This is a genomic window from Gordonia insulae, assembly GCF_003855095.1.
Classification (GTDB): Bacteria; Actinomycetota; Actinomycetes; order Mycobacteriales; family Mycobacteriaceae; genus Gordonia; species Gordonia insulae.
This window is the reverse complement of the sequence record NZ_CP033972.1, coordinates 395,100-421,341: the sequence shown is the minus strand read 5'-3', so window position 1 is coordinate 421,341 and position 26,242 is coordinate 395,100. Positions and strand designations below refer to the sequence as shown.

25 protein-coding genes are annotated in these 26,242 nt (G+C 65.7%); 6 read left to right on the top strand and 19 right to left on the bottom strand.

The genetic code is table 11. From position 1 onward, the window contains the following. Positions 1-14 precede the first annotated feature (14 nt). A complete protein-coding gene (locus D7316_RS02035) occupies positions 15-1,238 on the top strand; it encodes an oxygenase MpaB family protein (RefSeq protein ID WP_124706823.1) in 1,224 nt (407 codons plus the stop codon). Positions 1,239-1,271: 33 nt separating this feature from the next. Here D7316_RS02035 and uvrB read toward each other — a convergent pair whose 3' ends face one another. Further along, positions 1,272-3,437 carry an excinuclease ABC subunit UvrB gene (gene uvrB / locus D7316_RS02030; protein WP_124706822.1) on the bottom strand — a complete coding sequence of 722 codons (2,166 nt, stop codon included), beginning with the start codon at positions 3,435-3,437 and terminating at the stop codon, positions 1,272-1,274. A gap of 104 nt (positions 3,438-3,541) precedes the next feature. Here uvrB and D7316_RS02025 point away from each other — a divergent pair, with 104 nt between their 5' ends. After that, positions 3,542-4,075 (top strand): DUF402 domain-containing protein, encoded by a 534-nt coding sequence (locus tag D7316_RS02025; protein ID WP_124706821.1) that lies wholly within the window; start codon positions 3,542-3,544, stop codon positions 4,073-4,075. Positions 4,076-4,124: 49 nt separating this feature from the next. Here the strand turns inward: D7316_RS02025 and D7316_RS02020 are convergent, their stop codons facing one another. The 5 genes from D7316_RS02020 to D7316_RS27760 all read right to left on the bottom strand — a co-directional run bounded on the left by D7316_RS02020 (position 4,125) and on the right by D7316_RS27760 (position 7,026). Further along, positions 4,125-4,562, bottom strand: coding sequence for a hypothetical protein (locus D7316_RS02020; RefSeq protein ID WP_232016724.1), 438 nt, complete (start codon positions 4,560-4,562; stop codon positions 4,125-4,127). A gap of 225 nt (positions 4,563-4,787) precedes the next feature. Continuing rightward, the gene (locus D7316_RS02015) at positions 4,788-5,186 is read right to left on the bottom strand and encodes a hypothetical protein (RefSeq protein WP_124706819.1); all 399 of its coding nucleotides are present in this window, start codon (positions 5,184-5,186) and stop codon (positions 4,788-4,790) included. A 177-nt stretch (positions 5,187-5,363) separates the two neighbouring features. Further along, positions 5,364-5,786 (bottom strand): hypothetical protein, encoded by a 423-nt coding sequence (locus D7316_RS02010; RefSeq protein WP_124706818.1) that lies wholly within the window; start codon positions 5,784-5,786, stop codon positions 5,364-5,366. Positions 5,787-5,977: 191 nt separating this feature from the next. Then, positions 5,978-6,520 carry a hypothetical protein gene (locus D7316_RS02005; RefSeq protein ID WP_124706817.1) on the bottom strand — a complete coding sequence of 181 codons (543 nt, stop codon included), beginning with the start codon at positions 6,518-6,520 and terminating at the stop codon, positions 5,978-5,980. A gap of 95 nt (positions 6,521-6,615) precedes the next feature. Continuing rightward, a complete protein-coding gene (locus D7316_RS27760; RefSeq protein ID WP_232016723.1) occupies positions 6,616-7,026 on the bottom strand; it encodes a hypothetical protein in 411 nt (136 codons plus the stop codon). Between the two features lie 215 nt (positions 7,027-7,241). Between D7316_RS27760 and D7316_RS01995 the strand changes: the two genes are divergently transcribed. Beyond that, positions 7,242-7,721, top strand: coding sequence for an SRPBCC family protein (locus D7316_RS01995; protein ID WP_124706816.1), 480 nt, complete (start codon positions 7,242-7,244; stop codon positions 7,719-7,721). A gap of 12 nt (positions 7,722-7,733) precedes the next feature. On the opposite strand, the gene coaE is transcribed toward D7316_RS01995, so the two are convergent. The 3 genes from coaE to rpsA all read right to left on the bottom strand — a co-directional run bounded on the left by coaE (position 7,734) and on the right by rpsA (position 11,875). Next, the gene (coaE, locus tag D7316_RS01990; protein WP_124706815.1) at positions 7,734-8,921 is read right to left on the bottom strand and encodes a dephospho-CoA kinase; all 1,188 of its coding nucleotides are present in this window, start codon (positions 8,919-8,921) and stop codon (positions 7,734-7,736) included. 111 nt (positions 8,922-9,032) lie between these two features. After that, positions 9,033-10,271: a zinc metallochaperone AztD gene (gene aztD, locus D7316_RS01985; RefSeq protein ID WP_124706814.1), complete on the bottom strand. Its 1,239-nt coding sequence runs from the start codon at positions 10,269-10,271 to the stop codon at positions 9,033-9,035. A gap of 125 nt (positions 10,272-10,396) precedes the next feature. Further along, positions 10,397-11,875, bottom strand: a complete 1,479-nt coding sequence (gene rpsA / locus D7316_RS01980) for a 30S ribosomal protein S1 (RefSeq protein WP_124706813.1) — start codon at positions 11,873-11,875, stop codon at positions 10,397-10,399. Positions 11,876-12,082: 207 nt separating this feature from the next. Between rpsA and D7316_RS01975 the strand changes: the two genes are divergently transcribed. The 3 genes from D7316_RS01975 to D7316_RS01965 all read left to right on the top strand — a co-directional run bounded on the left by D7316_RS01975 (position 12,083) and on the right by D7316_RS01965 (position 14,670). Continuing rightward, complete coding sequence (locus tag D7316_RS01975) at positions 12,083-12,643, top strand: 2'-5' RNA ligase family protein (RefSeq protein WP_124706812.1); 561 nt, start codon at positions 12,083-12,085, stop codon at positions 12,641-12,643. Positions 12,644-12,706: 63 nt separating this feature from the next. Continuing rightward, the gene (locus D7316_RS01970) at positions 12,707-13,789 is read left to right on the top strand and encodes a class I SAM-dependent methyltransferase (RefSeq protein ID WP_124706811.1); all 1,083 of its coding nucleotides are present in this window, start codon (positions 12,707-12,709) and stop codon (positions 13,787-13,789) included. Positions 13,790-13,794: 5 nt separating this feature from the next. Next, positions 13,795-14,670: a class I SAM-dependent methyltransferase gene (locus D7316_RS01965; protein WP_124706810.1), complete on the top strand. Its 876-nt coding sequence runs from the start codon at positions 13,795-13,797 to the stop codon at positions 14,668-14,670. Positions 14,671-14,810: 140 nt separating this feature from the next. Here the strand turns inward: D7316_RS01965 and D7316_RS01960 are convergent, their stop codons facing one another. The 10 genes from D7316_RS01960 to D7316_RS01915 all read right to left on the bottom strand — a co-directional run bounded on the left by D7316_RS01960 (position 14,811) and on the right by D7316_RS01915 (position 26,209). Beyond that, positions 14,811-15,584 carry an amino acid ABC transporter ATP-binding protein gene (locus D7316_RS01960; RefSeq protein ID WP_124706809.1) on the bottom strand — a complete coding sequence of 258 codons (774 nt, stop codon included), beginning with the start codon at positions 15,582-15,584 and terminating at the stop codon, positions 14,811-14,813. Continuing rightward, positions 15,571-16,527: an amino acid ABC transporter permease gene (locus D7316_RS01955; RefSeq protein ID WP_124706808.1), complete on the bottom strand. Its 957-nt coding sequence runs from the start codon at positions 16,525-16,527 to the stop codon at positions 15,571-15,573. Before D7316_RS01955 ends, D7316_RS01960 begins: the two co-directional genes overlap by 14 nt. 4 nt (positions 16,528-16,531) lie before the next feature. Further along, complete coding sequence (locus D7316_RS01950) at positions 16,532-17,443, bottom strand: ABC transporter substrate-binding protein (RefSeq protein WP_164473712.1); 912 nt, start codon at positions 17,441-17,443, stop codon at positions 16,532-16,534. Between the two features lie 218 nt (positions 17,444-17,661). Then, positions 17,662-18,714, bottom strand: coding sequence for an isocitrate/isopropylmalate dehydrogenase family protein (locus tag D7316_RS01945; RefSeq protein WP_124706807.1), 1,053 nt, complete (start codon positions 18,712-18,714; stop codon positions 17,662-17,664). Positions 18,715-18,731: 17 nt separating this feature from the next. Beyond that, positions 18,732-21,500: a DNA polymerase I gene (gene polA, locus D7316_RS01940; protein WP_124706806.1), complete on the bottom strand. Its 2,769-nt coding sequence runs from the start codon at positions 21,498-21,500 to the stop codon at positions 18,732-18,734. Positions 21,501-21,542: 42 nt separating this feature from the next. Beyond that, positions 21,543-22,112: a GNAT family N-acetyltransferase gene (locus tag D7316_RS01935; RefSeq protein WP_124706805.1), complete on the bottom strand. Its 570-nt coding sequence runs from the start codon at positions 22,110-22,112 to the stop codon at positions 21,543-21,545. A 63-nt stretch (positions 22,113-22,175) separates the two neighbouring features. Further along, positions 22,176-22,952, bottom strand: coding sequence for an ABC transporter ATP-binding protein (locus D7316_RS01930; RefSeq protein WP_124706804.1), 777 nt, complete (start codon positions 22,950-22,952; stop codon positions 22,176-22,178). Next, positions 22,936-23,913: an ABC transporter ATP-binding protein gene (locus tag D7316_RS01925; protein WP_124706803.1), complete on the bottom strand. Its 978-nt coding sequence runs from the start codon at positions 23,911-23,913 to the stop codon at positions 22,936-22,938. Before D7316_RS01925 ends, D7316_RS01930 begins: the two co-directional genes overlap by 17 nt. Beyond that, positions 23,910-25,121: a branched-chain amino acid ABC transporter permease gene (locus D7316_RS01920; protein ID WP_124706802.1), complete on the bottom strand. Its 1,212-nt coding sequence runs from the start codon at positions 25,119-25,121 to the stop codon at positions 23,910-23,912. Before D7316_RS01920 ends, D7316_RS01925 begins: the two co-directional genes overlap by 4 nt. Positions 25,122-25,168: 47 nt before the next feature. After that, the gene (locus tag D7316_RS01915; protein ID WP_124706801.1) at positions 25,169-26,209 is read right to left on the bottom strand and encodes a branched-chain amino acid ABC transporter permease; all 1,041 of its coding nucleotides are present in this window, start codon (positions 26,207-26,209) and stop codon (positions 25,169-25,171) included. Positions 26,210-26,242 lie beyond the last annotated feature (33 nt).

The following is a 26,242-nucleotide window of genomic DNA, read 5'->3' as shown; positions in this document are numbered from 1 at the left end:
ACGGGGAGCTTGAGATGGACAGCCTGAACAGACGGAATTTCTTGAAGGTCGGCGGCACAGTCGGTGCGGCCGGGGCGGTCGCGGCGGTGGCACCGGCCACGCCGTGGACCTGGTCGCCCGCCGGGTCCGTGCCCGGCACCGGCAGCGGCCTGGATCCGCGCAAGGCCTGGGATCCCGACGGGGACACCGTGGTCGCCAATCTGCTCGACCGTGGCCAGGTACCCGAGGTCAATCGGCTGCTCCGCTCGTGGACCAAGAACGGGCAGCCGTTGCCCGCGGGCCTGCCACCCGAACTCCGCGACTTCATGGAGCATGCCCGGCAGCTGCCGTCCTGGACCGATCGCGGCAAGCTGGCGACCGCGGTGCGTTTCAATCAGAAACGCGGCACCTATCTCGGTGTCCTGTACGGCTTCGCGAGCGGCATGATGAGCACCGTCATCCCGAAGGAGGCGCGCGCGGTCTACTACTCCAAGGGCGGCGCCGACATGAAGGACCGCATCACCAAGACCGCAAAACTCGGCTACGACATCGGCTCGCTCAACGCCTATCAGCCCGACGGCGAGATGGTCGTCACCTGTGTGAAGACGCGTCTCGCGCACGCCTCCGTCCGGCACCTCCTTCCCCAGTCCCCGTACTGGGTGCATGCCGCGACCGAGGACAAGCCGATCAGTCAGGCCGACATCATGGTCACCTGGCACAGCCTGCCGACCACGGTGATGCGCAATCTGCAGAAGTGGAAGGTGCCGATCGCCCCCGACGAGTCCGAGGGCTTCCTGCACTCGTGGCAGGTGAGCGCGCACATGCTCGGAGTGGAGGACCAGTACATCCCGGCGTCGTGGCATCAGGCCGATGCGCAGGCCAAGCAGGTTCTCGATCCGATCCTGGCACCGACCCCCGAGGGCATCAAGCTGGCCAACATCCTGCTCGACCTGGGGATGAACCTCGACCTCTCGTTGTTGAGTCGGCCCGTTCTGGGTGCGCTCACCCGGTTCATGCTCGGCGATCAGATCGCGGGATGGCTGCAGATCCCGCGCGAACCGGTCTGGACGCCGCTGCTGGAAACGGCGTGGGGTCCGTATGTTGCTGTGCGCGAGGGACTTCTGAACGTCGGCATGCCCCGGGAGGCGTACTGGCTGTTCGATGAGTTCCTCCGCCAGTTCGTCTTGTTCTACATGTCCGAACTGCGGATGCCGATCAACATCGAGATCCCGGTGCTCAACAACCCGCGCTACAACTGACGGAACGCGCCCGACCGCGGCGGCGCCGTCGGCTCACTTGATGCCGGCGGCGTCCATCCCGCGCAGTTCCTTCTTCAGGTCGGCGATCTCGTCGCGCAGGCGGCCGGCGAGCTCGAACTGCAGATCCCGTGCGGCACTCATCATCTGGTCGGTCAGCTGTGCCACGAGGTCGGCGAGCTCGGCCCGTGGCATCGACGACGCGTCCCGCTTCTCGATGACCCCGGCGCTGCCGCCGCCCTTCGCCTTGGACATCTCGCCCTGCGCCCGCCGACCGCGGCTGGCGTTGCGGCCGGACCCGCCCACGGCAACCGAGTCGTCCTCTGCCTCCCGATATACCTGGTCGAGGATGTCGGCGATCTTCTTGCGCAACGGTTTCGGGTCGAGGCCCATCTCTTTGTTGTAGGCAACCTGCTTCTCACGGCGACGTTCGGTCTCGTCGATCGCATTGCGCATCGAGTCGGTGATCTTGTCCGCGTACATGTGGACCTCGCCGGACACGTTACGAGCGGCGCGACCGATGGTCTGGATCAACGAGGTGGTGGATCGCAGGAAACCTTCCTTGTCGGCGTCGAGGATCGCCACCAGGGAGACCTCGGGGAGATCGAGCCCCTCACGCAGGAGGTTGATGCCCACCAGCACGTCGTATTCACCCGAGCGCAACTGGCGCAGCAGTTCCACCCGGCGCAGGGTGTCGACCTCGGAGTGCAGGTAGCGCACCCGGATACCCAGTTCAAGCAAATAGTCGGTGAGGTCCTCGGACATCTTCTTGGTCAGCGTGGTGACCAGCACGCGTTCGTCGCGTTCGGTGCGTTCACGGATCTCGTGCACCAGATCATCGATCTGGCCCTTGGTCGGCTTCACGATCACCTGCGGATCGACCAGTCCGGTCGGGCGGATCACCTGCTCCACGAACTCGCCGTTGGCCTGGCCGAGTTCGTAGGGGCCCGGTGTCGCGGAGAGATAGACCGTCTGCCCGATCCGGTCGACGAACTCGTCCCAGGTGAGCGGCCGGTTGTCGACGGCGGACGGGAGCCGGAATCCGTAGTCGACGAGGTTGCGTTTGCGCGACATGTCGCCCTCGTACATGCCGCCGATCTGCGGCACGGTCACGTGGGACTCGTCGATGACGAGCAGGAAGTCGTCCGGGAAGTAGTCGATCAGCGTGGCCGGGGCACTGCCGGCGGCACGTCCGTCGATGTGACGCGAGTAGTTCTCGATGCCGGAGCAGAATCCGACCTGCCGCATCATCTCGAGGTCGTAGGACGTACGCATCCGCAGGCGCTGCGCCTCCAGGAGCTTGCCCTTGGATTCCAGGTCGGCGAGGCGCGCCTCGAGTTCTTCTTCGATACTCGTCATCGCCTTCGCCATCCGCTCCGGTCCGGCGACATAGTGGGTTGCCGGGAAGATTCGCAACGAATCCACCTGTCGGACAACGTCTCCCGTCAACGGATGCAGGTAGTAGAGCGATTCGACCTCGTCGCCGAAGAACTCGATCCGTACCGCGAGTTCCTCGTAGGACGGAATGATCTCGACGGTGTCGCCGCGCACCCGGAAACCGCCGCGGGTGAACGAGAGGTCGTTGCGGGTGTACTGGACGTCGACGAGCAGTCGCAGCAGTGCGTCGCGATCGATCTCCTCGCCGACACTGATCTCGACCGACCGGTCGAGGTAGGACTGCGGCGTACCCAGACCGTAGATGCACGACACCGACGCCACCACCACCACGTCCCGCCGGGACAGCAGGTTGGAGGTCGCCGAGTGACGGAGCCGCTCGACGTCGTCGTTGATCGACGAGTCCTTCTCGATATAGGTGTCGGTCTGCGCGATGTATGCCTCGGGTTGGTAGTAGTCGTAATACGAGACGAAGTACTCGACGGCATTGTTCGGCAACATCTCGCGCAGCTCGTTGGCGAGCTGGGCCGCGAGAGTCTTGTTCGGCGCCATCACCAGGGTCGGCCGCTGAACCCGCTCGATCAGCCAGGCCGTGGTGGCCGACTTACCGGTACCGGTGGCACCGAGCAGGACGATGTCCTTCTCGCCCGCCGAGATGCGTCGTTCCAGGTCGTTGATGGCCGCGGGCTGGTCACCGGCCGGTTCGTACTCGCTGACCACCTCGAAGTTCCCACCGGTGCGTTCGATCTCACCGACGGGGCGGAACTCGGAGTGCGCGAGGACCGGGCGTTCTGCTGCAAAAGCCATAGTGCCAGGGTAAACGCGCGCTACGACAGTTGTGTTCCACCGGCCGATCGGATGGAGCCGCGACGGCCCGACCGACGTCCGACGCAGCGATTAGGGTTTCGGCTATGGCAGACGCTCCCCATCCGCCCAAACGCGAGGTCTTCGACGTACCGGCGATGACCAACACCGACAACAAGGGGTTCGTACGGCCGGTCGAGCGGTACGAGGTCTCCGGGCACGGGCTCTACATGTCCCGAACCGCGGACCACCCACGGTTCTCTCACCTGGAGTCGTGGCTGCTCCCGCAACTCGGGTTGCGCGCAAACATCTTCCACTTCACCCCCGGACACCGTGACGGGCAGCGCCTCTATCTGGACGTCGGTCGTTTCACCGGCCCCGACGACCACGGACGCTGGCACGCCGAGGACTGGTACCTCGACCTGGTGGACGTGCCGGGCCTTCCCCTCCACCTCATCGACGTCGACGAGCTGTTCGAGGCACACACCGCCGGTTTGCTCGGCACAGCCGAATGTGAGGAGGCCGTCGCCATCGCGACGCGTGCACTGGTCGGCGCGGCCGAGCACGGACACAACGTGCAAGGCTGGCTCGACGAGGCCGCCGGTGGAGCGGTCTACTTCAGGGACCGCCTCACCGACTGACGCTCATCCTGCGGGCCAGACGCCGCAGGCTCGTTGGACCGCCGCAGTCTCAGTACGGCAGCACGAAGCACGGGCCGCCACGAATGAACCACGGGAGTTGAACACCGGACGCGACTTTGACGGTCCGGGTCTTGGTGACACCGTCCAGCGTGGCCGACAGGACGTGTGCACCCGGAGTGGTGGGACGCCAGGTCGCCTTCACCAGCGAAGCGGTCGGCTTCTTGTTCAGCAGGGTGACTTTCTTCCCGTTGGCGGTCGACGTCACCACGAGGTTCGACTTCGACGCAGCGAAGCCGTCGACGATGATGTCGAGCTGATAAGCGCAACCTGTGCCGTAGACGTCGTAATTGGTTGAGCCACTGGTGGACCCGTAGCCGGCGGGCGTATCGACCGCCACTCCCCTGACCTCCGCACCCGCCGGTGCCGCCAGCACCGAGCCGACGGCCGCGACGGCCAGGAATGCGATTGCGGCACAGCCGGTTCGCACAGAGCGACGGTGATTCATCATTGAACTACTCCACTTCTCGACGCTTCTCGGTAAACGTCGCCCCCGACGGGCGTGTACTCAGGCTAACAACGGCATGGGCCGTTTCGGGCCCATTTGAACACATCCGTTGTCAGTTGGTGACCTTCGACGAGTTTGCCTTGTGGACACACGGCATCGGGCGCCGCGAACGTAGCTCGCGGCGCCCGAATCTATGTGGTCACACGGTCATGGAGCTGTGATGAGGCAACCGCCGCCGAGGATGAACGGCGGGAGTTGGGTACCGGTGCCGACTTGCACGGTGACCGACTTCGTTGACGTGCCCTGCGCGGCGGTGATCGTCCAACTCCCACGGACGGTCGGCTTCCAGGTTCCAGTCACCGTGCCCGCCGCCGGCTTCTGCGGTCCGTACAAAGTCTTGACCGCTCCCGTCGGGGGCTTCGCAGTGATGGTGACAGTCTCCGCGTCGGCCGAATAATCGTCGACCGTCCCCGCCACCTCGTACGAACAGTTGGTGCCGTAGCGGTTCTGCACGAGGCCGTAGCCCGAAGGCGTGGTGATCTCGACCTTGGTGGTGGCCGCGCTCGCCGGTCCGGCCATCACCAGGCCGACGACACCGACACTCACGATTGCTCCGGCAGTCCAGACCCAACGCTTTCCGTTCATCAGATGCGACCCTTCTCGACAGGCATCGGCGACCACCGACTGTCGCGAACGTATCAAAGCAGTGCAACACGATAGTGCATTTCGCGGAATGTTCGTAACGAGTTTCTCGGAGAACGGATTCGCGAAATCAGGCGAGAATCAGGGAGCCAGCACGAGACAGGTCTCCGGGTCGATCTGGATACCGTTGCCACCGATCTCGGCCGTGACTGTGTTCGAGCTGATCCCGCCCTGTACCGCCGTGATCTTGTAGGTTCCGCGGCCGGCGGGCTTGAACGGGTATGTCGCCGTCCCGTCGGCCGGCGTCACGGTGGACTCGGAGTCCGCATTGCCGGGTCCGTCGACCTTGAATGTCACGACCGAGTTGTCCCCGGCCACATCGACTTTCGCAACGTACGTGCAACCCGCACCACGCAAACCCTCGACCGAGCCGTAGCCCGACTGCTCCTGCAGGGTGAGGCCGCTGACCGCGGCGTTCGCGGGCGCCGCCATGACGAAACCGGTGGCGGCGATCGCGGCGCACGCAGCGGTTGTGCCGAAGATACGACTCCTGGAAATGGTCATGATGTCCTTTCCGTTGCCTCGTCTTCGAGCGGAACAGACGTCCGCTCCCAACGAACGTAACAAACACGGATGAGGATACCCCAGGGTTTGGAAACGGAAATCTCTTGTGGTGCATTGTTTTTGATGCGAGAAAACACAACGGGTGTTGCGGACCGGTGGTCCGCAACACCCGTTGAGGTGAGATCAGAGAATTAGCCCAGAACGATGCAGGCGTCGGTCAGCGGAAGCTCCACCGAGCCACTGTTAGGCGAGAAGCCCTGGGCAACCGACAAGTTTGCGGTAGTCGCGCTCACGCCCTCTTGCGTCGCTCGGATCTTGTAGGTGCCGGGAGTAGTCGGCGTCCACTCGGTCGTCACAACCTCCGACGTAGCATCAACTGCAGCACCGAGTGGCGCAAATGCGCCGCCGTCCTTCGAGACTGTGAAAGTCACCTGGGGGGCACCCGAGGATGCGTAATTGTCGACAGTTGCCGCGACATCGTACGCGCAAGTCGTGCCGTACTGGCCGATAGTGGAGCCGTAGCCGGACGGAGTGGTGATCTCGACTTTAGACACATCAGCACTGGCCGGAGCGGCCATCACGAGGCCTGCTGCTCCGACGCCGATGAATGCGGTGGCGGCACCGAGAATACGGGTGCGGCGGGTCTTGCTAACAGCCATGTGCTGGTTCTCCCTTGGCATTTCGTTGAAACGGTCGCATCCCGACGATCGCGACCGCAGGTTCAGGTATTTCACAGAAATCAGGATTCGGCAACCGTTGTAGCCGGAAATGGCCGCATCGTCGCGCAGAGTTCACGCGCTGTGACCACGTCTGATCTGGGACTACGATGTCAGCCTATGACAATGCACGAACTTCCGGTGTAGACACCCACGCCGACGGTGATCTCACCGGTCGACTTACCCGGGTCCTGGGCCCCCTCCTTGGCCACGATCGTGTACTTGCCCGGGGCGACAGGGAACCACGGATAGGTGGCCTTGCCGCCATCTGCTTTGAAGGTGCCGACTTTGTTGTTGTTGATGTAGAAATCAACATTTGAATCCGGAGTGGCAGTGGCGATGACGCCATATCCGCATCCCGCTCCGTATCGCTGCTCACCGACGGACCCCAACAGGGCGGAGTTGTCGATCGTGATGTCACTGACCGCCGCATTCGCCGGCGCGGCCATCACCGCTCCGGCCGCCGCGACACTCGCGAATGCAATTCCCGCGGCCGCAACGCGGCTCTTCGTGCGGACACCCATGGCTGTTCTCCCTCGACTCAGAGCAGTGATGTAGGTCGCACCTACTTGTCGCGCTTCACGCTAGCAAAGGATCGCAGGACAAGTGGACCTCGGTACCGACTTCTGGCCACATCTGTCCCCAGATTTCATCTGTTCGTGGGAGTCGCCGGGTGTCGCACCTGCTCGGCGGTCGGTATGGCCTTGACCTGGCCGGACTCCCCTGCCACGCTCGGGCGATGAGCGCCGGGCGAGCGGAGCTGAGCAGCCATACCCAGCGGTCCGTGATCCGTGCACCGATCGACGATGTCTGGACCCGCGTGGCGAGCATGGAGGGCATCAACGACGAGCTGATGCCGTACATGCGGATGGTCCTCCCCCGACGTCACCGCGGGAAGTCGCTCGCCGACATCGAGGTGGGCGTCCCGCTCGGCAAGGTGATGATCCTCTACGGCGGTCTCCTACCCGCCGACTACGACGACCTCACCATCGTCGAACTGACGCCCGGGCGCTGCTTCCGCGAGGAGTCATCGATGGCATCGATGGCGGTTTGGCATCACGAACGCCGACTGTCCCCCACGAGGGACGGCACGGAGGTCGTCGACGAGCTGCACTTCCGGCCACGTCTACCGCTGCGTCCGCTGACTCCGGGCCTCGTGTGGTTCGTCGGCCGTCTGTTCCGGCATCGGCATCGACGACTGGCCGCACACTTCGACTGAGGCGCCGCGCGCTCAGTCGCGCGACCGTTTCCAGTCGGCGATGCGGCGATACGCGTCGTCGAACCACGGCTCCTTGGCGGTGACATACCGCGCGAGGTCACCGTCGGCGCTGTCGAGAGCCGCACGTTTGATCTGTGCGTACTCGTCCCTGGCCGCGTCGTCGGCGCGCAGCCAGTCGCGGAAATCGATGGCGAAGCGACCGCCGGGCGATCCGGCAGCGCGCAGGTGGACGTTGACCGGACGCCCGGGATCGGCCGAGCCGTGAAAGCGCTTGCCCCACAGCCCGCGATCGACCGATCCGGTCGACGGATCCGCCTTGGGCTCGTCGCCCTCGATCCCGGCCACCTTCGGGAATCCGCCGTCGGCGAGAGTGTCGGCGAGTCCGTCGGCGACGTCGAGGTCTGCCACGGTGATCTGCACGTCGATGGTCGGCTTCGCAGCCAGGCCGGGGACGGCCGTCGAGCCGACGTGGTCGATCGCGGAGGCCTTGTCACCGACGATCGCCCAGAGACGGTTGACGATCCGATTCCCCAGGGCGGCCCACTCCGGGTCCGGATCGACCAGGGTCAGCGGTCCCCGCACCAAGGTCCGCGAACGGATGTTCTGTTCGAACGGGACCAGGCGCTCGTCCCAGAGCGCTGCGGCGGCCGCGGCCAGATCCGCCGGCGACCCATGATTGTCGAGCCAGACGTCGGCGACGGCGCGGCGCTGCTCGTCCGAAGCCTGGGCGGCGATCCGGGCACGGGCGTCGCCCTCGGGCATCCCCCGGGCGGTGGTCAGCCGGTCGATTCGGACGTCGGCGTCGGCGTGCACGATCACCACCAGGTGAAAGAACGGTGCCATGTTGCCCTCGACGAGCAGGGGGATGTCCTGGACCACGATCGCGTCCGCCGGCGCGGCCTCGAGCAGTTCCTGTGTCCGGGCACCCACCAGCGGATGCGTGATCGAGTTCAGCTTCTTGCGCTGCTCGTCGTCGACGAACGCCTTGGCCGCGAGCGCCGGGCGGTCGAGGCTTCCGTCGGCCGCGAGGATCTCGTCGCCGAACGCCTCTGCCAGTGCGGCCAGACCCGGTGTACCCGGCTCGACCACCTCGCGGGCCACCTTGTCCGCATCGATGTGGTAGCCGCCGCGCTCGATGAACGTCTTCGCCACCGTCGATTTGCCCGCGCCGATGCCGCCGGACAGTCCCAGTCTGATCACGGCTACCAGTCTCGCAAACGTCCGATTGCCAGGTTGCCGCTCCCTCGTTTCGTGTCCGCGCCTTCGATCGAGTGCGCGGATTCGTAACGCGGGAGCGAGAACCTTTGCCGATCAGCCGGTGACGCCGGTGAGTTCGACCGTGGGCTGCGGCAGGTCGGCTTTCGCCTTCTGCTCACCCGACGCGAGGTCGACCGCGGTCACCGTCTTGGCGGTCGGGTCCGTGACGTAGGCGATGCCGTCCTGCACATGCAGGTTGGGCATCGGCGACTGCCATTCGTCGGGCTCGGTCCACGCACCGATCACGTCGATCTTCTTGGTCTCGGTGGCGGTGGCGGGGTCGTAGACGTGCAGCGCACCGTCGGTGCCGAGGATCACCGCCGAGCCGTTCGGGCCGCGCTCGATGGATCGGAAGCTGTAGCTCGCCGGGAACGGCACGATGCGCAGCTCCCCGGTGCGGGTGTCGGTGAGGGTGAACCGGTTCGGTCGTTCGAGGTCGGCGTCCTTGTCGGTCTTGTAGTCGCCCAGCACGATCGGCGACTCCTCGCTGCCGGCCTGGTTGCCGATACGCCCGTAGGCGTCGGGGCTCTGCACCTTCTGGATCTCGTTGCCGCGCACGATCAGGATGCCGTCCTGGCACCCGAATGTGAGGACTCCGCCGGTGGCCGCGGCCTCACCGTGGATGCCGGGGCACTGATCGTTGCGGGCGATCTCGGTGCGGTCCTTGTCCAGGATGACGATGCCGGTGCGGGTCTCCTCGTTGCCCGACGTCACCACCAGCGAGCCGTCGCCGCGGGACACGGCGACACCGTGATGCGGTTCCGGCACCGTGTACTCCGTGGATTTCGCGTTGCCGCGCAGCAACTCTGCGGGCTCGACGATGTCGACCTCGCCCGTGCCGTCGCTGAAGAGCGTGATGCGGGAGTCATGCGGCACCACGTGGCCGGGCTCCGCACCGCCGAAACGCATGTCCGTCATCGCCGGCTGCGCCGTGTAGTAGTGCCCGTGATCGCCGTGCTGACGCGTCCAGGTGCCCATGTCCAGAACGCGGAATCCGCCCGTCTCCGAGACGAAGACGTTGCGGCCGTTGTCGGCGCTGTTGAGGCGGATGAAGCCGTCGGCCGGGATGTCGGCCACCTGCTGCAACGATTCCGCGTCCAGAACGAGAATGCCGCCGTCGTAGCTGAGCGCGAGACGTGGTGTCGCGCTCTGCTCTTCGACCGGCGTCGAACTCGTTGGCGCACTGCTGGTGGCCGCCGATTCTTCCGAGTCGGAACCGCAGGCGGTGAGCGCGAAGGACGACGCGACCAGCAGCGCGACGACCCGTGTCAGTTTTGTCCGTTGTAGATGCACGCCGGACAGTCAACTTGTTAATGAAAATTATTGTCAACTGCTAATGGTTCCCGGCAGCCGGATACAGCAAAGCTCCCCGGCTCGAAGACGAGCCGGGGAGCTTTGAGTGGAACTACGAACCGCTATCAGGCGTTGCCGGACAGCTTCTCGCGCAGTGCGGCGAGCTGCTCGTCGCTGGCGAGCGAGCCGCCGGTCGACGCAGCGCCGGTGGAGGAGGACGACGACGATCCGCCGCCACGGTTCTCCGATGCCGACGAGTAGTCCGTCGGGGCCTTCTCGGCCTCGGCGGCGGCAGCCGCGAACTTCTCGATCTGGGCGGTGTGCATCTTGTGGCGACGCTCGGCCTCGGCGTACCGGGCCTCCCATGCCTCACGCTGCTTCTCGAAGCCTTCGAGCCATTCGTTGGTCTCGGCGTCGAAGCCCTCCGGGAAGATGTAGTTGCCCTGCTCGTCGTAGCTGTCGGCCATGCCGTACTTCGACGGGTCGAACTCCTCGGTGTAGTCCTCGTTGGCCTGCTTGAGGCTCAGCGAGATACGACGACGCTCGAGGTCGATGTCGATGACCTTGACCATCGCGTCGTCGCCGACGGCGACAACCTGATCCGGCACCTCGACGTGGCGCTCGGCCAGCTCGGAGATGTGGACCAGACCTTCGATGCCCTCGTCGACGCGGACGAACGCACCGAACGGAACCAGCTTGGTGACCTTGCCCGGCACGATCTGACCGATCGCGTGGGTGCGGGCGAACTGACGCCACGGGTCTTCCTGAGTCGCCTTGAGCGACAGCGACACGCGCTCGCGGTCCAGATCGACGTCGAGAACCTCGACGGTGACCTCGTCGCCCACGGCGACGACCTCGGACGGGTGATCGATGTGCTTCCAGGACAGCTCGGAGACGTGCACCAGGCCGTCGACGCCGCCGAGATCGACGAACGCGCCGAAGTTGACGATCGAGGACACGACGCCCTTGCGGACCTGGCCCTTCTGCAGCTGGTGCAGGAACTCGCTGCGGACCTCGGACTGGGTCTGCTCGAGCCATGCACGGCGCGACAGGACCACGTTGTTGCGGTTCTTGTCGAGCTCGATGATCTTGGCCTCGATCTCCTTGCCGATGTACGGCTGGAGGTCGCGGACGCGACGCATCTCGACCAGCGACGCCGGGAGGAAGCCACGCAGACCGATGTCCAGGATCAGGCCGCCCTTGACGACCTCGATGACGGTGCCCTTGACGGCCTCGTCCTTCTCCTTGAGCTCCTCGATGGTGCCCCAGGCCCGCTCGTACTGAGCGCGCTTCTTGGACAGGATCAGGCGACCTTCCTTGTCCTCCTTGGTGAGGACCAGGGCCTCGACCTCGTCACCGACGTTGACGACCTCATTGGGGTCGACGTCGTGCTTGATCGAGAGTTCACGGGAAGGGATGACGCCTTCGGTCTTGTAACCGATGTCGAGCAGAACCTCGTCCCGATCGACCTTGACGATGGTGCCCTCGACGATGTCGCCATCGTTGAAGTACTTGATCGTGGAATCGATGGCAGCGAGGAAGTCCTCCGCCGAGCCGATGTCATTGACGGCTACTTGCGGGGAGGTGATCGTGGGGGACGACATATGTTGAGTTGCTCCGGACAGGTGTGTAGTAGGTACAGTTTTTTCGAGTCTGTGGATCGGCATGGACCGCCTCCGGACGGTTCGACCGACGAGCAGTCGTACACCGGATTGGCATGCTGAACCGCGCGTTATCGAGCACACGCGCGTGAGCAAGCGTACTCCAGGCCCGCTGTACTGGGCAAATACGTGCCACCAGGAGGTCGGCGGATGGTCCACTCGCTCGAATTGCTCCTCGACGAAGCCTCTGACCAGTACATACGTGACGAATGGCACACACTGCACGACGCGGGCCTGCCGAACCAGAGCACCATCCGGGCCGGCAGCAACCGCCCCCACGTCACGCTGGCAGCCGCGGAACGGATCGATGCGACCGCCGATGCGGCCCTCGTCCCGGTGAGTCTGCGCCTCCCGTTCACCGCCGTCCTGGGGGCGCCGATCCTGTTCACCCAGGGATCCCGATTCACGCTCGCGCGGCTCGTCGTGCCGTCGAGTGAACTGCTGTCGGTCCACGCCCAGACGATCCGGTTGGTCGCCGGCCATCTCGGCGACGCCGACCACCACAACGCCGGACCCGCGATGATGCCGCACAGCGCACCCGGTCGGTGGACACCACACGTGACGCTCGCCCGCCGGCTGGAACCGGATCAGCTCGTTCGCGCACTCGCGCTGCTCCGGACCCGCGCCACCATCGACGGTTCGTTCGTCGGGCTACGACATTGGGACGGCGACGCGAAGACCGAGCACATACTGGGCGGACGCGCCTGCTGACAATCGAATGACCTGCGAAATCAGTGCTGGCCGTCGACTACGGCACCGGCGCATCATTGATGAATGACCACATCATCGTCGAACGCAAGCGCAGACGAGTTCGCGGAACGTCTCTTCTCGTCGGCCCTCGCGACCGCCGAGACGATGAGCGTCTACCTCGGTGACCGGCTCGGTTGGTACGCAGCCCTGGCCGAACACGGGCCGCTGACCGCCGACGAACTCGCCGACCGCAGCGGCACGCATCCCCGCTACGCCCGGGAGTGGTTGGAGATGCAGGCAGCCTTCGGCATCCTCGATGCCGACCTGGCCACCGACCCCGCCCGGTTCGCGATCTCGCCCGGGGTGGCCGAAGTCCTCACCGACACGTCGAGCCTCTCGTTCCTCGGCACGCTCCCGCAGATGTTCGCGGCATCGTTCACCCATCTGCCCGAGTTGCTCGAGGCCTATCGCACCGGCGGCGGGGTCAGCTGGGAGCGGCTCGGCGTCGACGCACGCGAATCCCAGGCCGGCATGAACCGGCCGTGGTTCGACCGGCAATTGGCTCCCGCGCTCGCCGGGGTCGAGCATCTGCACACCCGGTTGTCACGGCCAGGTGCACGGATCGCCGACATCGGCTTCGGCGGCGGCCACTCCACCGTTGCGCTCGCGAAGGCCTATCCGGCGGCGACGTTCGTCGGACTCGACATCGACGCGGAATCGGTCGAGATGGCACGTCGCACCGCATCCGATGCGGGGGTCGCCGATCGCGTCGAGTTCCTGCTCGCCGACGGCGCGGACGCATCCGCCCGTGGACCCTTCGACGTCGCGTTCGCGTTCGAATGCCTGCATGACATGCCGAGGCCCGTCGACGTCCTCTCGGCTGCACGGGCCTCGCTCGCGCCCGGGGGATCGATGGTGGTCATGGACGAAGCCGTATCGGATGAATTTGCCGGGCCCGCAGACGATCTGGACAAGATCATGTACGGGTTCTCGTTGTTCGTCTGCCTGCCCGACTCGATGAGCTCTCCCCCGTCGGCGGCGACCGGCACGGTGATGCGCCCGGCCACCCTGCGTTCGTACGCTCACGACGCCGGCTTCAGTCGGGTCGACGTGCTCCCGATCGAGGACTTCAGCTTCTTCCGCTTCTACGAACTCGTGACAGACTGAGGCGGATGATCGAGGACGACACCGCACACGAGGGTTCGGTGCAGGAGGATTCCGTGCGGCCGCCGCGGCTGCTGACCAGCGTCGATTCGGCGACCAGCGACCGGGCCAACCGGTGGTGGTGGGACCACGACGCGCAGACCTATCACGACGAGCACGGTGAGTTCCTCGGCACGTACGCGGCCGGCGGCGATTTCGTGTGGTGCCCAGAGGGTCTGCGCGAGGCCGACGTCGGCCTGCTCGGTGACGTCGCGGGGCGCGACATACTGGAGGTCGGGTGCGGGTCCGCGCCGTGCGCGCGATGGCTGGCCGGTCAGGGCGCCCATGCTGTCGGCGTCGACCTGTCGCGTCGGATGCTCGGCATCGGCGTGGCGGCGATGGCCGCGGACGGCACGCGGGTTCCGCTGGTGCAGGCGACCGCCGAGTCGCTGCCCTTTGCCGCCGAGTCCTTCGACGTCGTCTGCTCTGCGTTCGGCGCGGTCCCGTTCGTCGCCGACTCCGCCGGGGTGATGGCCGAGGTCGCCCGCGTCCTGCGTCCCGGCGGCCGATGGGTGTTCGCGGTCAACCATCCGATGCGGTGGATGTTCCTCGACGACCCCGGACCCGAGGGGCTGATCGTCCGAATCCCGTACTTCGACCGCACGCCCTACACCGAGGTCGATGATGCCGGGTCGATCACCTACGTCGAACACCACCGCACCATCGGCGACCGGGTCCGTGAAATACGCTCCGCCGGACTGATTCTCGAGGATATCGTCGAGCCCGAATGGCCCGACGGTTTCACCAAGGAATGGGGCCAGTGGAGCCCTTTCCGTGGCCAGTATTTCCCCGGCACCGCCATCTTCTGTTGCCGGAAGCCGTCGGCACCACCGCTGGTCGAGTAGCCGAGCCGCCACCACCGCTGGTCGAGTAGATCCGAGCCGCCACCACCGCTGGTCGAGTAGACCCGAGCCGCTAGGCGAGGGTCGTATCGAGACCACACAAATAGTCGACGAACCGGCCGCGGACGTCCGATGCGCAACGCTCACAACAATTTCGACAAGAAGCCCTTCGTCCGCTCGTGCTGCGGATTCGCCAGCACCTCACGCGGATTCCCCTTCTCCACGACGACCCCACCGTCCATGAAGACGAGTTGGTCGGCGACCTCCCGGGCAAATCCCATCTCGTGGGTCACCACCACCATGGTCATGCCGCTGGCGGCGAGTTCGCGCATGACGCCGAGGACCTCACCGACTAGCTCGGGATCGAGCGCCGACGTCGGCTCGTCGAACAACATCAGCTTCGGCTCCATCGCGAGTGCACGGGCGATCGCGACGCGTTGCTGTTGTCCACCCGAGAGCTGCGCCGGATACGTGTCCGACTTCTCCGCCAGCCCCACCCGGTCGAGCAGGTAACGCGCACGCTCGGTGGCCGCCTTCTTGCTCTCCCCCTTGACCTGGGTGGGCGCCTCGATCACGTTCTCCAGCGCCGTCCGATGTGGGAACAGATTGAAATGCTGGAACACCATGCCGATGTCACGCCGTTGCTTGGCCGCGTCCTTCGGACTCATCTCGTAGAGCTTGTCGCCCCGCTCCCGATAGCCGATCAGATCGCCGTCGACGTAGAGCCGGCCGGCGTTGACGACCTCGAGGTGGTTGACGCAGCGCAGGAACGTCGACTTGCCGGACCCGGAGGGCCCGATCATGCACAGCACCTCCCCGCGCCCGACCTCCAGGGTGATCCCCTTGAGAACCTCCAGTGAGCCGAAGTTCTTGCAGACGCGTTCCGCGACCACCATCGGCCTGTCAGCGGCGCTCATCGCTCTCCCCATCAATGATCGGTGCATTCTGCACGGCGGCCATGGCTTTCAACTGCCGGGCCGTCATCTGCTTGCTGGCACCCTTCGAGTAGTAGCGCTCGAGGTAGAACTGCCCGACCATGAGGATGCTCGTGACGATCAGGTACCAGGTCGACGCCACCATCAGCAGCGGGATCGGCTGGAAGTTGACGCCGGAGATGTCCCTGGCGCGGCCGTACAACTCGAGGCTGAACGGCACCGCCGCGACGAGGCTGGTGGTCTTGAGCATGCTGATCAGCTCGTTGCCCGTCGGCGGGATGATCACCCGCATCGCCTGCGGCAGCACCGTCCGACGCATCGTCTGCGTCCACGACATACCCAGTGCGACAGACGCTTCGGTCTGGCCTTCCCCGACCGACGACACACCGGCCCGCACGATCTCCGCCATGTACGCCGCCTCGTTCAGGCCCAGACCGATGACTGCGAACAGGAACGCCGCGTTGAGCGTCTGGATGTCGAAGTGGGCGAACTGGACGGTGAACGGGATGCCGAGGTCGATCCGCTTGTAGATCGACGGGAACAGCCCCCAGAACACCAACTGCACGTACACGGGTGTGCCGCGGAAGATCCACAGGTAGACCCACGCCGTGTACCGCAGCACCGGATTCGGCGACAACCGCATCACCGCCAGGACGACGCCGAGCACGATCGCGATGATCATCGCGAGCACGGTCAGCGCCAGCGTGTACCAGACACCGGACAGGATCCGGGTGTCGAAGAGGTAGCTCGCGTAGGTGTCCCAGCGGTAGGCGTCATTGGTCGCCGCACCCCAGATGAACAGCGCCACCAGGATGAGCACCACGGCAGCGGCGATCCACTGGCCGGGGTGACGCAGCGGTACCGCTTTGATGGGTGCGGGTTCGTCCGGGTCGAGGCCGATGGGCCCGGTCGAGGGAGCCGTCACGTCGTCAGCTGACCGCGCCGTTGATCACCGAGTTCGGAATGGTGCCCGCCTGGACGCCCCAGTTCTCGGCGATCTGCTTGTACTGGCCGTTGTCGATGAGGTGCTGCACGGCCTGCTGCAGCGCCTTGCCCAGCGGGGAACCCTTCGCGATCGGGTAGCCGTAGGGAGCCGACTCGAACACGCCGCCGGCCGGCTCGAGCGCGCCGTCGGACCGCTTGATCGCGTACGCGGTGACCGGGGAGTCCGCCGACATCGCGTCGACCTTGCCGAGCACCAGCGCATTGACCGCTTCGTCCTGGGAGTCGAACTTGGTCTTCTCGATGGCCGGCTTACCGGCGTCGGTGCAGGCCTTGCTCTTGGCCGGGATCTCGTCGGTGTCCTCGACCGTCGTCGACTGCACGGCGACGCGCTTGCCGCAGGCGTTGTTGGGGTCGATGCCCCCGCCCTTGCGCTGCGCCCACTGGATTCCGGCGCTGTAGTAGGTGACGAAGTCGACCTGCTGCTCACGCTCCTTGCTGTCCGTGAACGACGACATGCCGACGTCGTAGGTGCCCTGCTGGACGGCCGGGATGATCTTGTCGAACTCCGACTCCTTGTAGACCGGCGTCACGCCCAGCACGCCTCCGATGGCGTTCATCAGGTCGACATCGAAGCCGATGATCTTGCCGCTGGAGTCCTTGAACTCGTTCGGCTGGTACGGCACGTTGACGCCGACGATGAGCTGGCCCGAATTCTTGATCTTCTCGGGCAGGAGTGCGGCGATCTCGGGAACTTCAGTCGCCTCGACCGCGGTCGTCGACGACTCCGGGCCCGACGACTCGGACTCGCTGTTGGAACACCCTGCGAGGGCGAGAACCAGGACCGCGAGAAGTGCCGCAAGCACTCCTACCGGTCGGGACGATCGCAGAAAACGCATCACACACCCCATCTGTTCGATCCGCCCTGCATCCGCAGGAACGGGCGCACGACGACCACCGCGGCCATCGTCGACGCACAGTGTCGAACTTAGTGGCTACCAAGCCGATCCACACGCTGGTTACGAGAGATTTACCGGGTCGGGGTCTCGATACGCCTCGTCGCAAGCTCCTCGGCTACTCGACCAACGGAAGGAACACCTCGACCAGCGAAAGGGTGTCAGATGCGGGCGACCACGGCGTCGGTGAAGGCCTGGGTCGTCGCAGTCCCGCCGAGGTCGGCGGTGGCGATCGACTCGGCGAGGGTGTCGGCCACCGCGGCCTCCATCCGGCCGGCGGTCGCCACCAGCGCGCCGTCGGCCGACGCCGTCCCATGCCGGCGCAACGCCATGGCCGTCGACAGGATCATCGCCACCGGATTCGCCAGCCCGCGGCCGGCGATGTCGGGTGCCGCCCCGTGTGCGGCCTGTGCCATCACTTTGGTGTCCGAACAGTTGACCGACGCCGCGATGCCCAACGATCCGGCGAGTTCGCCGGCGAGGTCGGACAAGATGTCGCCGAACAGGTTCTCCGTGACGATCACGTCGAAGTCGCCAGGCCTGCGGACCAGGTGCGCGGCCATCGCGTCGACATGCTGTTCGTCGACGACGACGTCGGGATGCTCCGCCGCCACCTCGCGGCACACATCCCGGAAGAGTCCGGTCGTCATCCGCAGCACATTCGCCTTGTGCACGATGGTGACCCGCGACGCCCGCGCACGCGCGGCCTCGAACGCCACCCGCGCGATACGTTCGCACGCGGGCCGCGAGATCATGCCGACCGCGAGCGCAACATCCGGCGTCGGCATGAACTCGCCACTGCCGGCGAACATGTTGCGGTCGGCATAGAACCCTTCGCTGTTCTCCCGGACGATCAACACATCGATGGACGGCGCGGTGGCGCGCACCCCGTGAAACGCCCGCGCCGGCCGAAGATTCGCGAAGAGGTCGTAGCGGGTGCGGATCACCGCGCCCGGGGTCCGTCCCGAATGCTGCGGCGGATAGCCGGCCGAGTCGTGCGGCCCCAACACCCAGAGGTCCAGATCATCGAGGGCCCGCAACGTCTCGTCGGGCACCGGATCCCCATGGGTTTCGATGGCGTTGCGCCCGAACGGCAGATCCACCCATTCGAACGCCAGGTCCTCGGCTTGCGCCGCTGCGTCGGCGACGGCGACAGCGGCCGGCACGATCTCGGCTCCGATGCCGTCGCCGGTGAGAACTCCGACCCGAGTCATCAGTGCGCCGTCCCCACTCAGTGCGCCGCGTCGTCCCAGGAGCGACCGAATCCCACCGAGACCTCCAACGGCACGGACAGGGTGATGGCGTTGCCCATCTCCTCGCGGACCACCGCCTCCACCGCATCGCGCTCCCCCGCGGCGACCTCGACGATCAATTCGTCGTGCACCTGCAGCAACATCCGTGACCGCAGTTTCTCGTCGCGAAGACGTCCGTAGACGTTGATCATCGCGACCTTGATGATGTCCGCCGCCGAACCCTGGATGGGGGCGTTGAGCGCCATCCGTTCGGCGGACTGTCGACGCTGCCAGTTGTCGCTGTTGAGGTCGGGCAGATAGCGACGGCGCCCGAACAGCGTCGCGGTGTACTCGTTGCGGCGCGCCTCGTCGACGACGTTGTGCAGATAGTCACGCACCCCACCGAACCGCGCGAAGTAGGCCTCCATCTGTTCCTTGGCCTCGTCGCGGCTGATCTTCAGCTGCGCCGCGAGACCGAACGCGCTCAGTCCGTACGCCAGCCCGTACGACATCGCCTTCACCCGGTGCCGCATCTCGGTGGTGACCTCGTCGATCGGCACGCCGAATGCCCGCGACCCGACGAAATTGTGCAGATCCTCACCGGTGTTGAACGCCTCGATCAGTCCGGCGTCCTCCGACAGATGGGCCATGATCCGCATCTCGATCTGGCTGTAGTCGGCGGTCATCAGGCAGTCGTAGTCGGTCGCGCCGGAGACTCCCGGCCCGCTCGCTCCGCTCCCCGTCCCGACGATGAAACCCTGCCGGATCTCGCGGCCGGCCTCGGTGCGGACCGGGATGTTCTGCAGGTTGGGTTCGGTCGAGGACAGTCGGCCGGTGGCCGCGACGGTCTGGTTGAACGTGGTGTGCACCCGCCCGTCGTCGGCGACGGACTTGAGCAGGCCGTCGACGGTGACCTTGAGCCGCGTCGCATCGCGATGTTCGAGCAGGTGCGCCAGGAACGGATGCTCGGTCTTCTCGTACAGGCCCTGCAATGCGTCGGCATCGGTGGTGTAGCCGGTCTTGGTCTTCTTGGTCTTCGGCATGTCGAGCTTGTCGAACAGCACGGTCTGCAACTGCTTCGGCGAGCCGAGGTTGATCTGTTCCCCGATCACATCGTAGGCGGCGTCGGCGGCGGTCCGGATGCGTTGGGAGAACGTGCTTTCCAACTCACCGAAGTGGTCGACGTCCACCGCGATGCCGGCCGCCTCGAGTTCGGCGAGGACGAACAGCAGCGGCAACTCCATCTCGGTGAGCAGTGGTTTGGAGTCGATACGGTCGAGTTCGATGTCCAGGGTGTCGGCGAGCTCGGCGACGGCACGCGCCTCGAGCATCTGGTGCTCGGCCGCCTTGGCGTCGCCGGCGTCCTCGTCGAGCAGCGACATCTGGCCGTCGTCCGGTGCGGCGTCGTCACGGAGTTCACGGCGCAGATAACGCAGGGCGAGATCGTCGAGGTTGAACGTCCGCTGACCCGGTCGCACCAGGTAGGCGGCCAGCGACGTGTCGCTGGTGACACCCGCGAGCAGCCAACCCCGCGCGCGGACCGCGTGCATCGCCCACTTCGCCTCGTGCAATGCCTTGGGCAGTTCGGGGTCGGCCAGCCACGCGGCCAGCGCCTGTTCGTCGTCGGCGTCCAGGGTGGTCACGTCGATGAACGCGGAGGCCTCGTCGGCCGCGGCCAGGGCGATGCCGGTGGCGTCGGCGCCGACGACCAGGTGCGGCGACGTCACCGCGACCCCGGTACGGCCGGTCTTCGTGTGCTCGTCGAGCCACGCCCGGACCTCACCCGCACCGAGGATCGTGCCGTCGAGGTCGAAACCCGATTCCGCTTCCGGCTCAACGGAAGTCAGCGTGGAGAACAGCCGATCGCGGAGTACGCGGAACTCGAGGTCGTCGAAGAGTTGGTGGATGCGGTCGCGGTCCCACCCGACCATGGCCAGTTCGTCGGGCCCGGCCGGCAGCTGCATGTCGCGGATCAGCTCGGTGAGTTGGCGGTTGGTCTGCACGGACGCGAGGTGCGCGCGCAGCGCATCCCCGACCTTGCCCTTGACCTCGTCGACGTGGTCGACCAGCGACGCGAGTGACCCGTACTCGCGGATCCATTTCGACGCGGTCTTCTCCCCCACCCCGGGGATACCGGGGAGGTTGTCGCTGGGGTCGCCGCGCAATGCCGCGTAGTCGGGATACTGCGCCGGGGTGAGTCCGTACTTCTTCTCCACCTCTTCCGGCGTGAACCGCGTCAGGTCCGAGACTCCCTTGCGCGGGTAGAGCACGGTGACCGAGTCGTCGACGAGCTGGAGCGAGTCGCGGTCGCCGGTCACGATCAGGACCTTGTAGCCCTCGGCCTCGGCTTGCGTCGCGAGGGTGGCGATGATGTCGTCGGCCTCGAATCCCTCGATGGCCATCACCGGGATGCCCAGCGCGTCGAGCACCTCCTTGGTGAGGTCGACCTGCCCGTTGAACTCATCGGGCGACTTGGATCGCTGGGCCTTGTACTCGGGGAACATCTCGGAGCGGAAGGTCTTACGCGACACGTCGAAGGCAGCGGCGATGTGGGTGGGGCCCTCGTCGCGCAGCAGGTTGATCAGCATCGAGGTGAAGCCGTAGACGGCGTTGGTGGTCTGACCGGACGCCGTCTTGAAATTCTCCGCGGGTAGCGCGAAGAAGGCCCGGTAGGCCAGGGAATGTCCGTCGAGCAGCATCAGGACCGGCTGCCCGTCCTTGCCGGTTGACTGCTTCGCGGGTGCTGTCGAACTCTTCGCGGGGCTCACCTCAGCGAGTCTAGTGACCCGATCGGACAGGTCGAGGGGGTGTCAGCCCCGTCGGTACATCGGCCACACCGTGGGGCCGTCGTAGGGCAACGTGACCTCGCCGGTGACCTCGAACCCGAACCGCTCGTAGAGCGGGATGTTGGCCTCGTTGGAGCTCTCCAGATATGCCGGCGCATCGACCCGGTCGATACCGGTCCGCAGCAGTGCGGTGCCCACGCCGACGCCCTGGACGGTGGCGCCCACCTGCCCCAGGTACCAGTGCGGTTCCTTGGGACGCAGTTTGCCGAACTCCTGCTCGAGGAGCGCGCCGTAGCGCATGCGACTGCGCAGTCCCCGCAGAAAGCCCGCCATCGAACCGACCTGCTGCCTGGCGGAGATCTTGTGGCCGGGCGCATCCCACACCGCGGCACCGATCGGGACACCGTCACGGACGGCCAGGTCGATCGAGGCGTCGTCGCCGTGTACCCAGCGCGCCAGGGTGAGGAAGATCTGCTTGTGGTGGCGCGTGTCGGGCTGCAGCCACCGGATGACCGGATCGTCGACGAAGGCCTGCGCGAGTATCGAACTCACCAGATCCAGATCTCGGCTCGTGCTCACTGCGATGCCCGGCATGACGCCGAGCCTAGACGATCCGGACATGCCACCGGCAGGATCGACGCATGACCGCGACGTCGATCAGGCGACGCCCAGATATGCCTCGCGGACCGCGTCGTCGACCAGGAGGTCCTTGCCACTGCCCTCCTTGGTGATGACGCCGGTCTCCAGGATGTACCCACGCGTGGATCTACTCAGCGCCTGCTGGGCGTTCTGCTCGACGAGTAGGATCGTGGTGCCCTCGGAGTTGATCTGCGCGATGATCCGGAAGATCTGCTGGATCACCATGGGCGCCAGTCCCATCGACGGTTCGTCGAGCAGTAGCAGTTTGGGACGCGCCATGAGCGCGCGACCGATGGCGAGCATCTGCTGCTCACCACCGGACATGGTGCCGCCGAACTGTTTGCGCCGCTCCCCCAGTCGCGGAAACAGGTCGAAGATGTGGTCGACCGACTCCTGATAGGCGGCCTTGGAGTCGAATCGCCTTCCATAGCAGCCCATGTCGAGATTCTCCAGGACCGTCATACCGGGGAAGATGCGGCGGCCCTCCGGAACCTGGATGATGCCGCGCTTGACCCGTTCGTGTGGTGCGAGGTGGGAGATCACCTCACCGTTGAACAGGATCTCACCCTCGGTGAGCCGGTTCAGGCCGGAGATGCCACGCATGGTGGTCGACTTGCCCGCGCCGTTGGCACCGAGCAGGGTGACCAGTTCGCCCGCGCCGACGTGCAACGAGATGCCGTGCAACGCACGGATCCGGCCGTAGTGGATCACCACGTCGCGCAGTTCCAGCACCGGCGTCGAGGACGCCGGTGTGCCGGCCGTGGCCGATGTCTCGGATTCAGGCGATTTCGTCATCGGGAACTCCCAGATAGGCGGCGACGACCGCCGGGTTGTCGCGGACTTCCTTGGGGCTGCCCTCGGCGATCTTGCGGCCGAACTCCAGCACGACGATGCGGTCGGTCACCCCCATCACCAGTCGCATGTCGTGTTCGATCAGCAACACCGTGTACCCGTCGTCGCGGATCTTCTTGATGAGTCCCATCAACGCGGTCTTCTCGCTCGGGTTGAAGCCGGCCGCGGGTTCGTCGAGGCAGAGCAGCTTGGGTTCGGTGGCCAGGGCCCGCGCGATCTCCAGGCGTCGCTGATCGCCATAGGGCAGGTTGGACGCCTTCTCCGCCGCCCGCGGCCCGATGCCCACGAACTCCAGCAGCGCCATCCCGCGATCGACGGCGTCGCGTTCCTCCCGATAGTGGCGCGGCGTGCGGAGGATGCCGCCGAACACCGACGTCTTGTGCCGTGCGTCGGTGCCGACACAGACGTTCTCGAGCGCGGTCATCTCGCCCCACAGCCGGACGTTCTGGAATGTGCGGGCGATACCGAGCCGGGTGATCTTGTGCTGCTTGATCTTCCCCAGCGGCGCGCCGTCGAAGGAGACGGTGCCCCGGGTGGGTCGGTACACGCCGGTGATCGCGTTGAAACAGGTCGTCTTGCCGGCGCCGTTCGGCCCGATGAGGCCGAGGATCTCGCCCCTCTTGATGTCGAAGGTCACGTCGTCGAGCGCGGCGAGGCCGCCGAACTCGACGGTGAGTCCCTCCACCGCGAGCAGCGAATCACCGGTCGCAGTCGCGATCTCACGCTGAGGCGCAACGACTTCGGCGACGACCTCGGGGTCGGCGAGATCGGGGTCGATGGCCGCCGGATCCACGATCGTGGTGGCCTCCGGGTCGGCCGCGACCTCGGCGAGCTGCTCGTCGCGATCGGGCACACCATCGGCGATGTCGTCGGGTTCGTCACCCGGTTGGCGATGCCTGCTCATGCGCTCGCCTCCTCACCGTGCGGGGTCGTGGCCGCGGGCGCCCGTTTGACCGCCCCGTAGATTCGTCGGCCGAACGTGACCAGTCGGGCGCGTGCCGGGAACAGCCCCTGCGGACGGAAGATCATCAGCACCACCAGCGCGATGCCGAAGAACAGATACTTGAACTCGCTCAACGATTGTCCGCCGACCTCGATGCCCTGCACCCGGGCGGGCAGATAGACGATCAGGAAGGCACCGGCGATGACGCCGAGTTTGTTGCCCTGACCACCGAGCACCACCGCGCACAGGAACAGCATCGAGTTGATGACGGTGAACGCCTTGGGATCGACGTACTGGACCTGCCCGGCGTAGACCGCACCGGACAGACCGCCGATGCCGGCGCCGATCACGAACGCCCACAACTTGTACTTGAACGTCGGGACACCCATGATCTCGGCGGCGTCCTCGTCCTCGCGGATGGCGACCCAGGAACGGCCCACCCGGCTGCGCTCCAGATTGCCGATGATGATGAGGACCAGGATGACCAGGACGATGCCCAGCCAGTACCACCACACTCCGTAGTTGAGGACTCCGGCATTGTTGGCGCTGGAGAACACGCCGTCGGGGTGTGCGTCGTTCTGTCCGACCTCGGGGAAGAGCACGGCCTGCAGGCCCGACGCACCGTTGGTGACATCGCTCAGGTTGTCGGCGAGCAGCCGGACGATCTCACCGAAGCCCAGTGTGACGATCGCCAGGTAGTCACCGCGCACACGCAAGGTCGGGGTGCCGAGGATGACGCCGGTGATACCGGTGATGACGATCGCCAACGGCACGCACGCCAGCCACGCCCACGGGCCGGAGAAGATCCCGTGATTGGTGCTGTTCCACAACGGGCTCGCCGGGCTGGTCATCAAGGCGACGACGTAGGCGCCGACGGCGTAGAAGCCGACATAGCCGAGGTCGAGCAGACCGGTCTGCCCGACCACCACGTTGAGGCCGATCGCGATCAGCGCAGTCATCGCGAAGGTCGCCATCACCACACCGAAATCGGTTGCGGTGGTGGTGATGATGGGTGGATTGACCACCGGTAGAAGACCGATGACGATGATGGCCGGCACACCCACGAGCCACTGCATGACGCGGGGCAGCCCGTTCCACCAGGTGCGGATCGCGTCGCCGATGCCGCGAGGCTTCGGAGCGTTCGGGTCCTTGGCCGCAGAGGAGTTCATCGCAGAGGAGTTCGCCGCAGAGGGGTTTGCCGGTGGCTGATGTGTCGTCATACCCTCGCCTTCCCGAGTTTTTCGCCGAGAATTCCGGTCGGACGGAACATCAGCACCAGAATCAGCAGGACGAACGCGACCACGTCCTTCCACTGGTTGCCGAGGACCACCGACCCATAGTTTTCCATGACGCCGAGCAGAAGTCCGCCGAGCAGCGCACCCCGCACGTTGCCGATTCCGCCGAGGACCGCGGCGCAGAACGCCTTGATGCCCAGGATGAAGCCGCCGTAGTAGACGATGTTGGTCGGCACGCGAAGCGTGTAGAGCAACGCGGCCGCGCCGGCCAGGACGCCGCCGATCAGGAACGTGATCATGATGATGCGCTCACGCGAGACGCCCATCAGGAGCGCGGCGTCGGGGTCCTGCGCAACCGACTGGATACCGCGGCCGAGTCGGGTGCGGTTGATCATGTAGTCGGTGCCCATCGCCAGGATCAGCGCGGAGATGATGATGATCAGCGTCAGGTTGTAGACCGGCGCGCCGAAGATGCTGAACTCCTTGACCGGCTGCACGAGCCGGATCGTCGGCTGTGCACTGGAACCGCCGAGCGGCGGATCGATGGGCAGCTTCGGCAGTACGTAGTGCACGAACTCCTGCAGCACGAAGGACATACCGATCGCGGTGATCAGGAAGGCCAGCGGTTTCGCTTTGCGTTTACGCAGTGGCCGGTAGGCGACGAACTCCAAACCCACGGCGGCGCTACCGGATACCGCCATGCCGCACAGCCCCGCGAGCAGCAGGTAGATGATCGTCATGAAGGTGCCCTCGGAGTATGTGTTGCCCGAGGGTGTGAAGCCCAACAGCAGCAGCCCGATGTACTGCCCGAACATGCCGAGCATGAAGACTTCGGAATGCGCGAAGTTGATCAGTCTCAGGACGCCGTAGACGAGGGTGTAACCCACGGCCACCAGCGCGTAGATCGAACCGTAGGTGAGCCCCTCGATCGTCAGGCCCCAGAAGCCGTTCTTGAGTGCGCCGAGGTCGAAGTTGATGGTCGAGGCCACCGACGCCGTCTCGGCGATCGAGTACACGATCATGCGTGCCTTTCAGCCACAGAAATCCCCCACAGA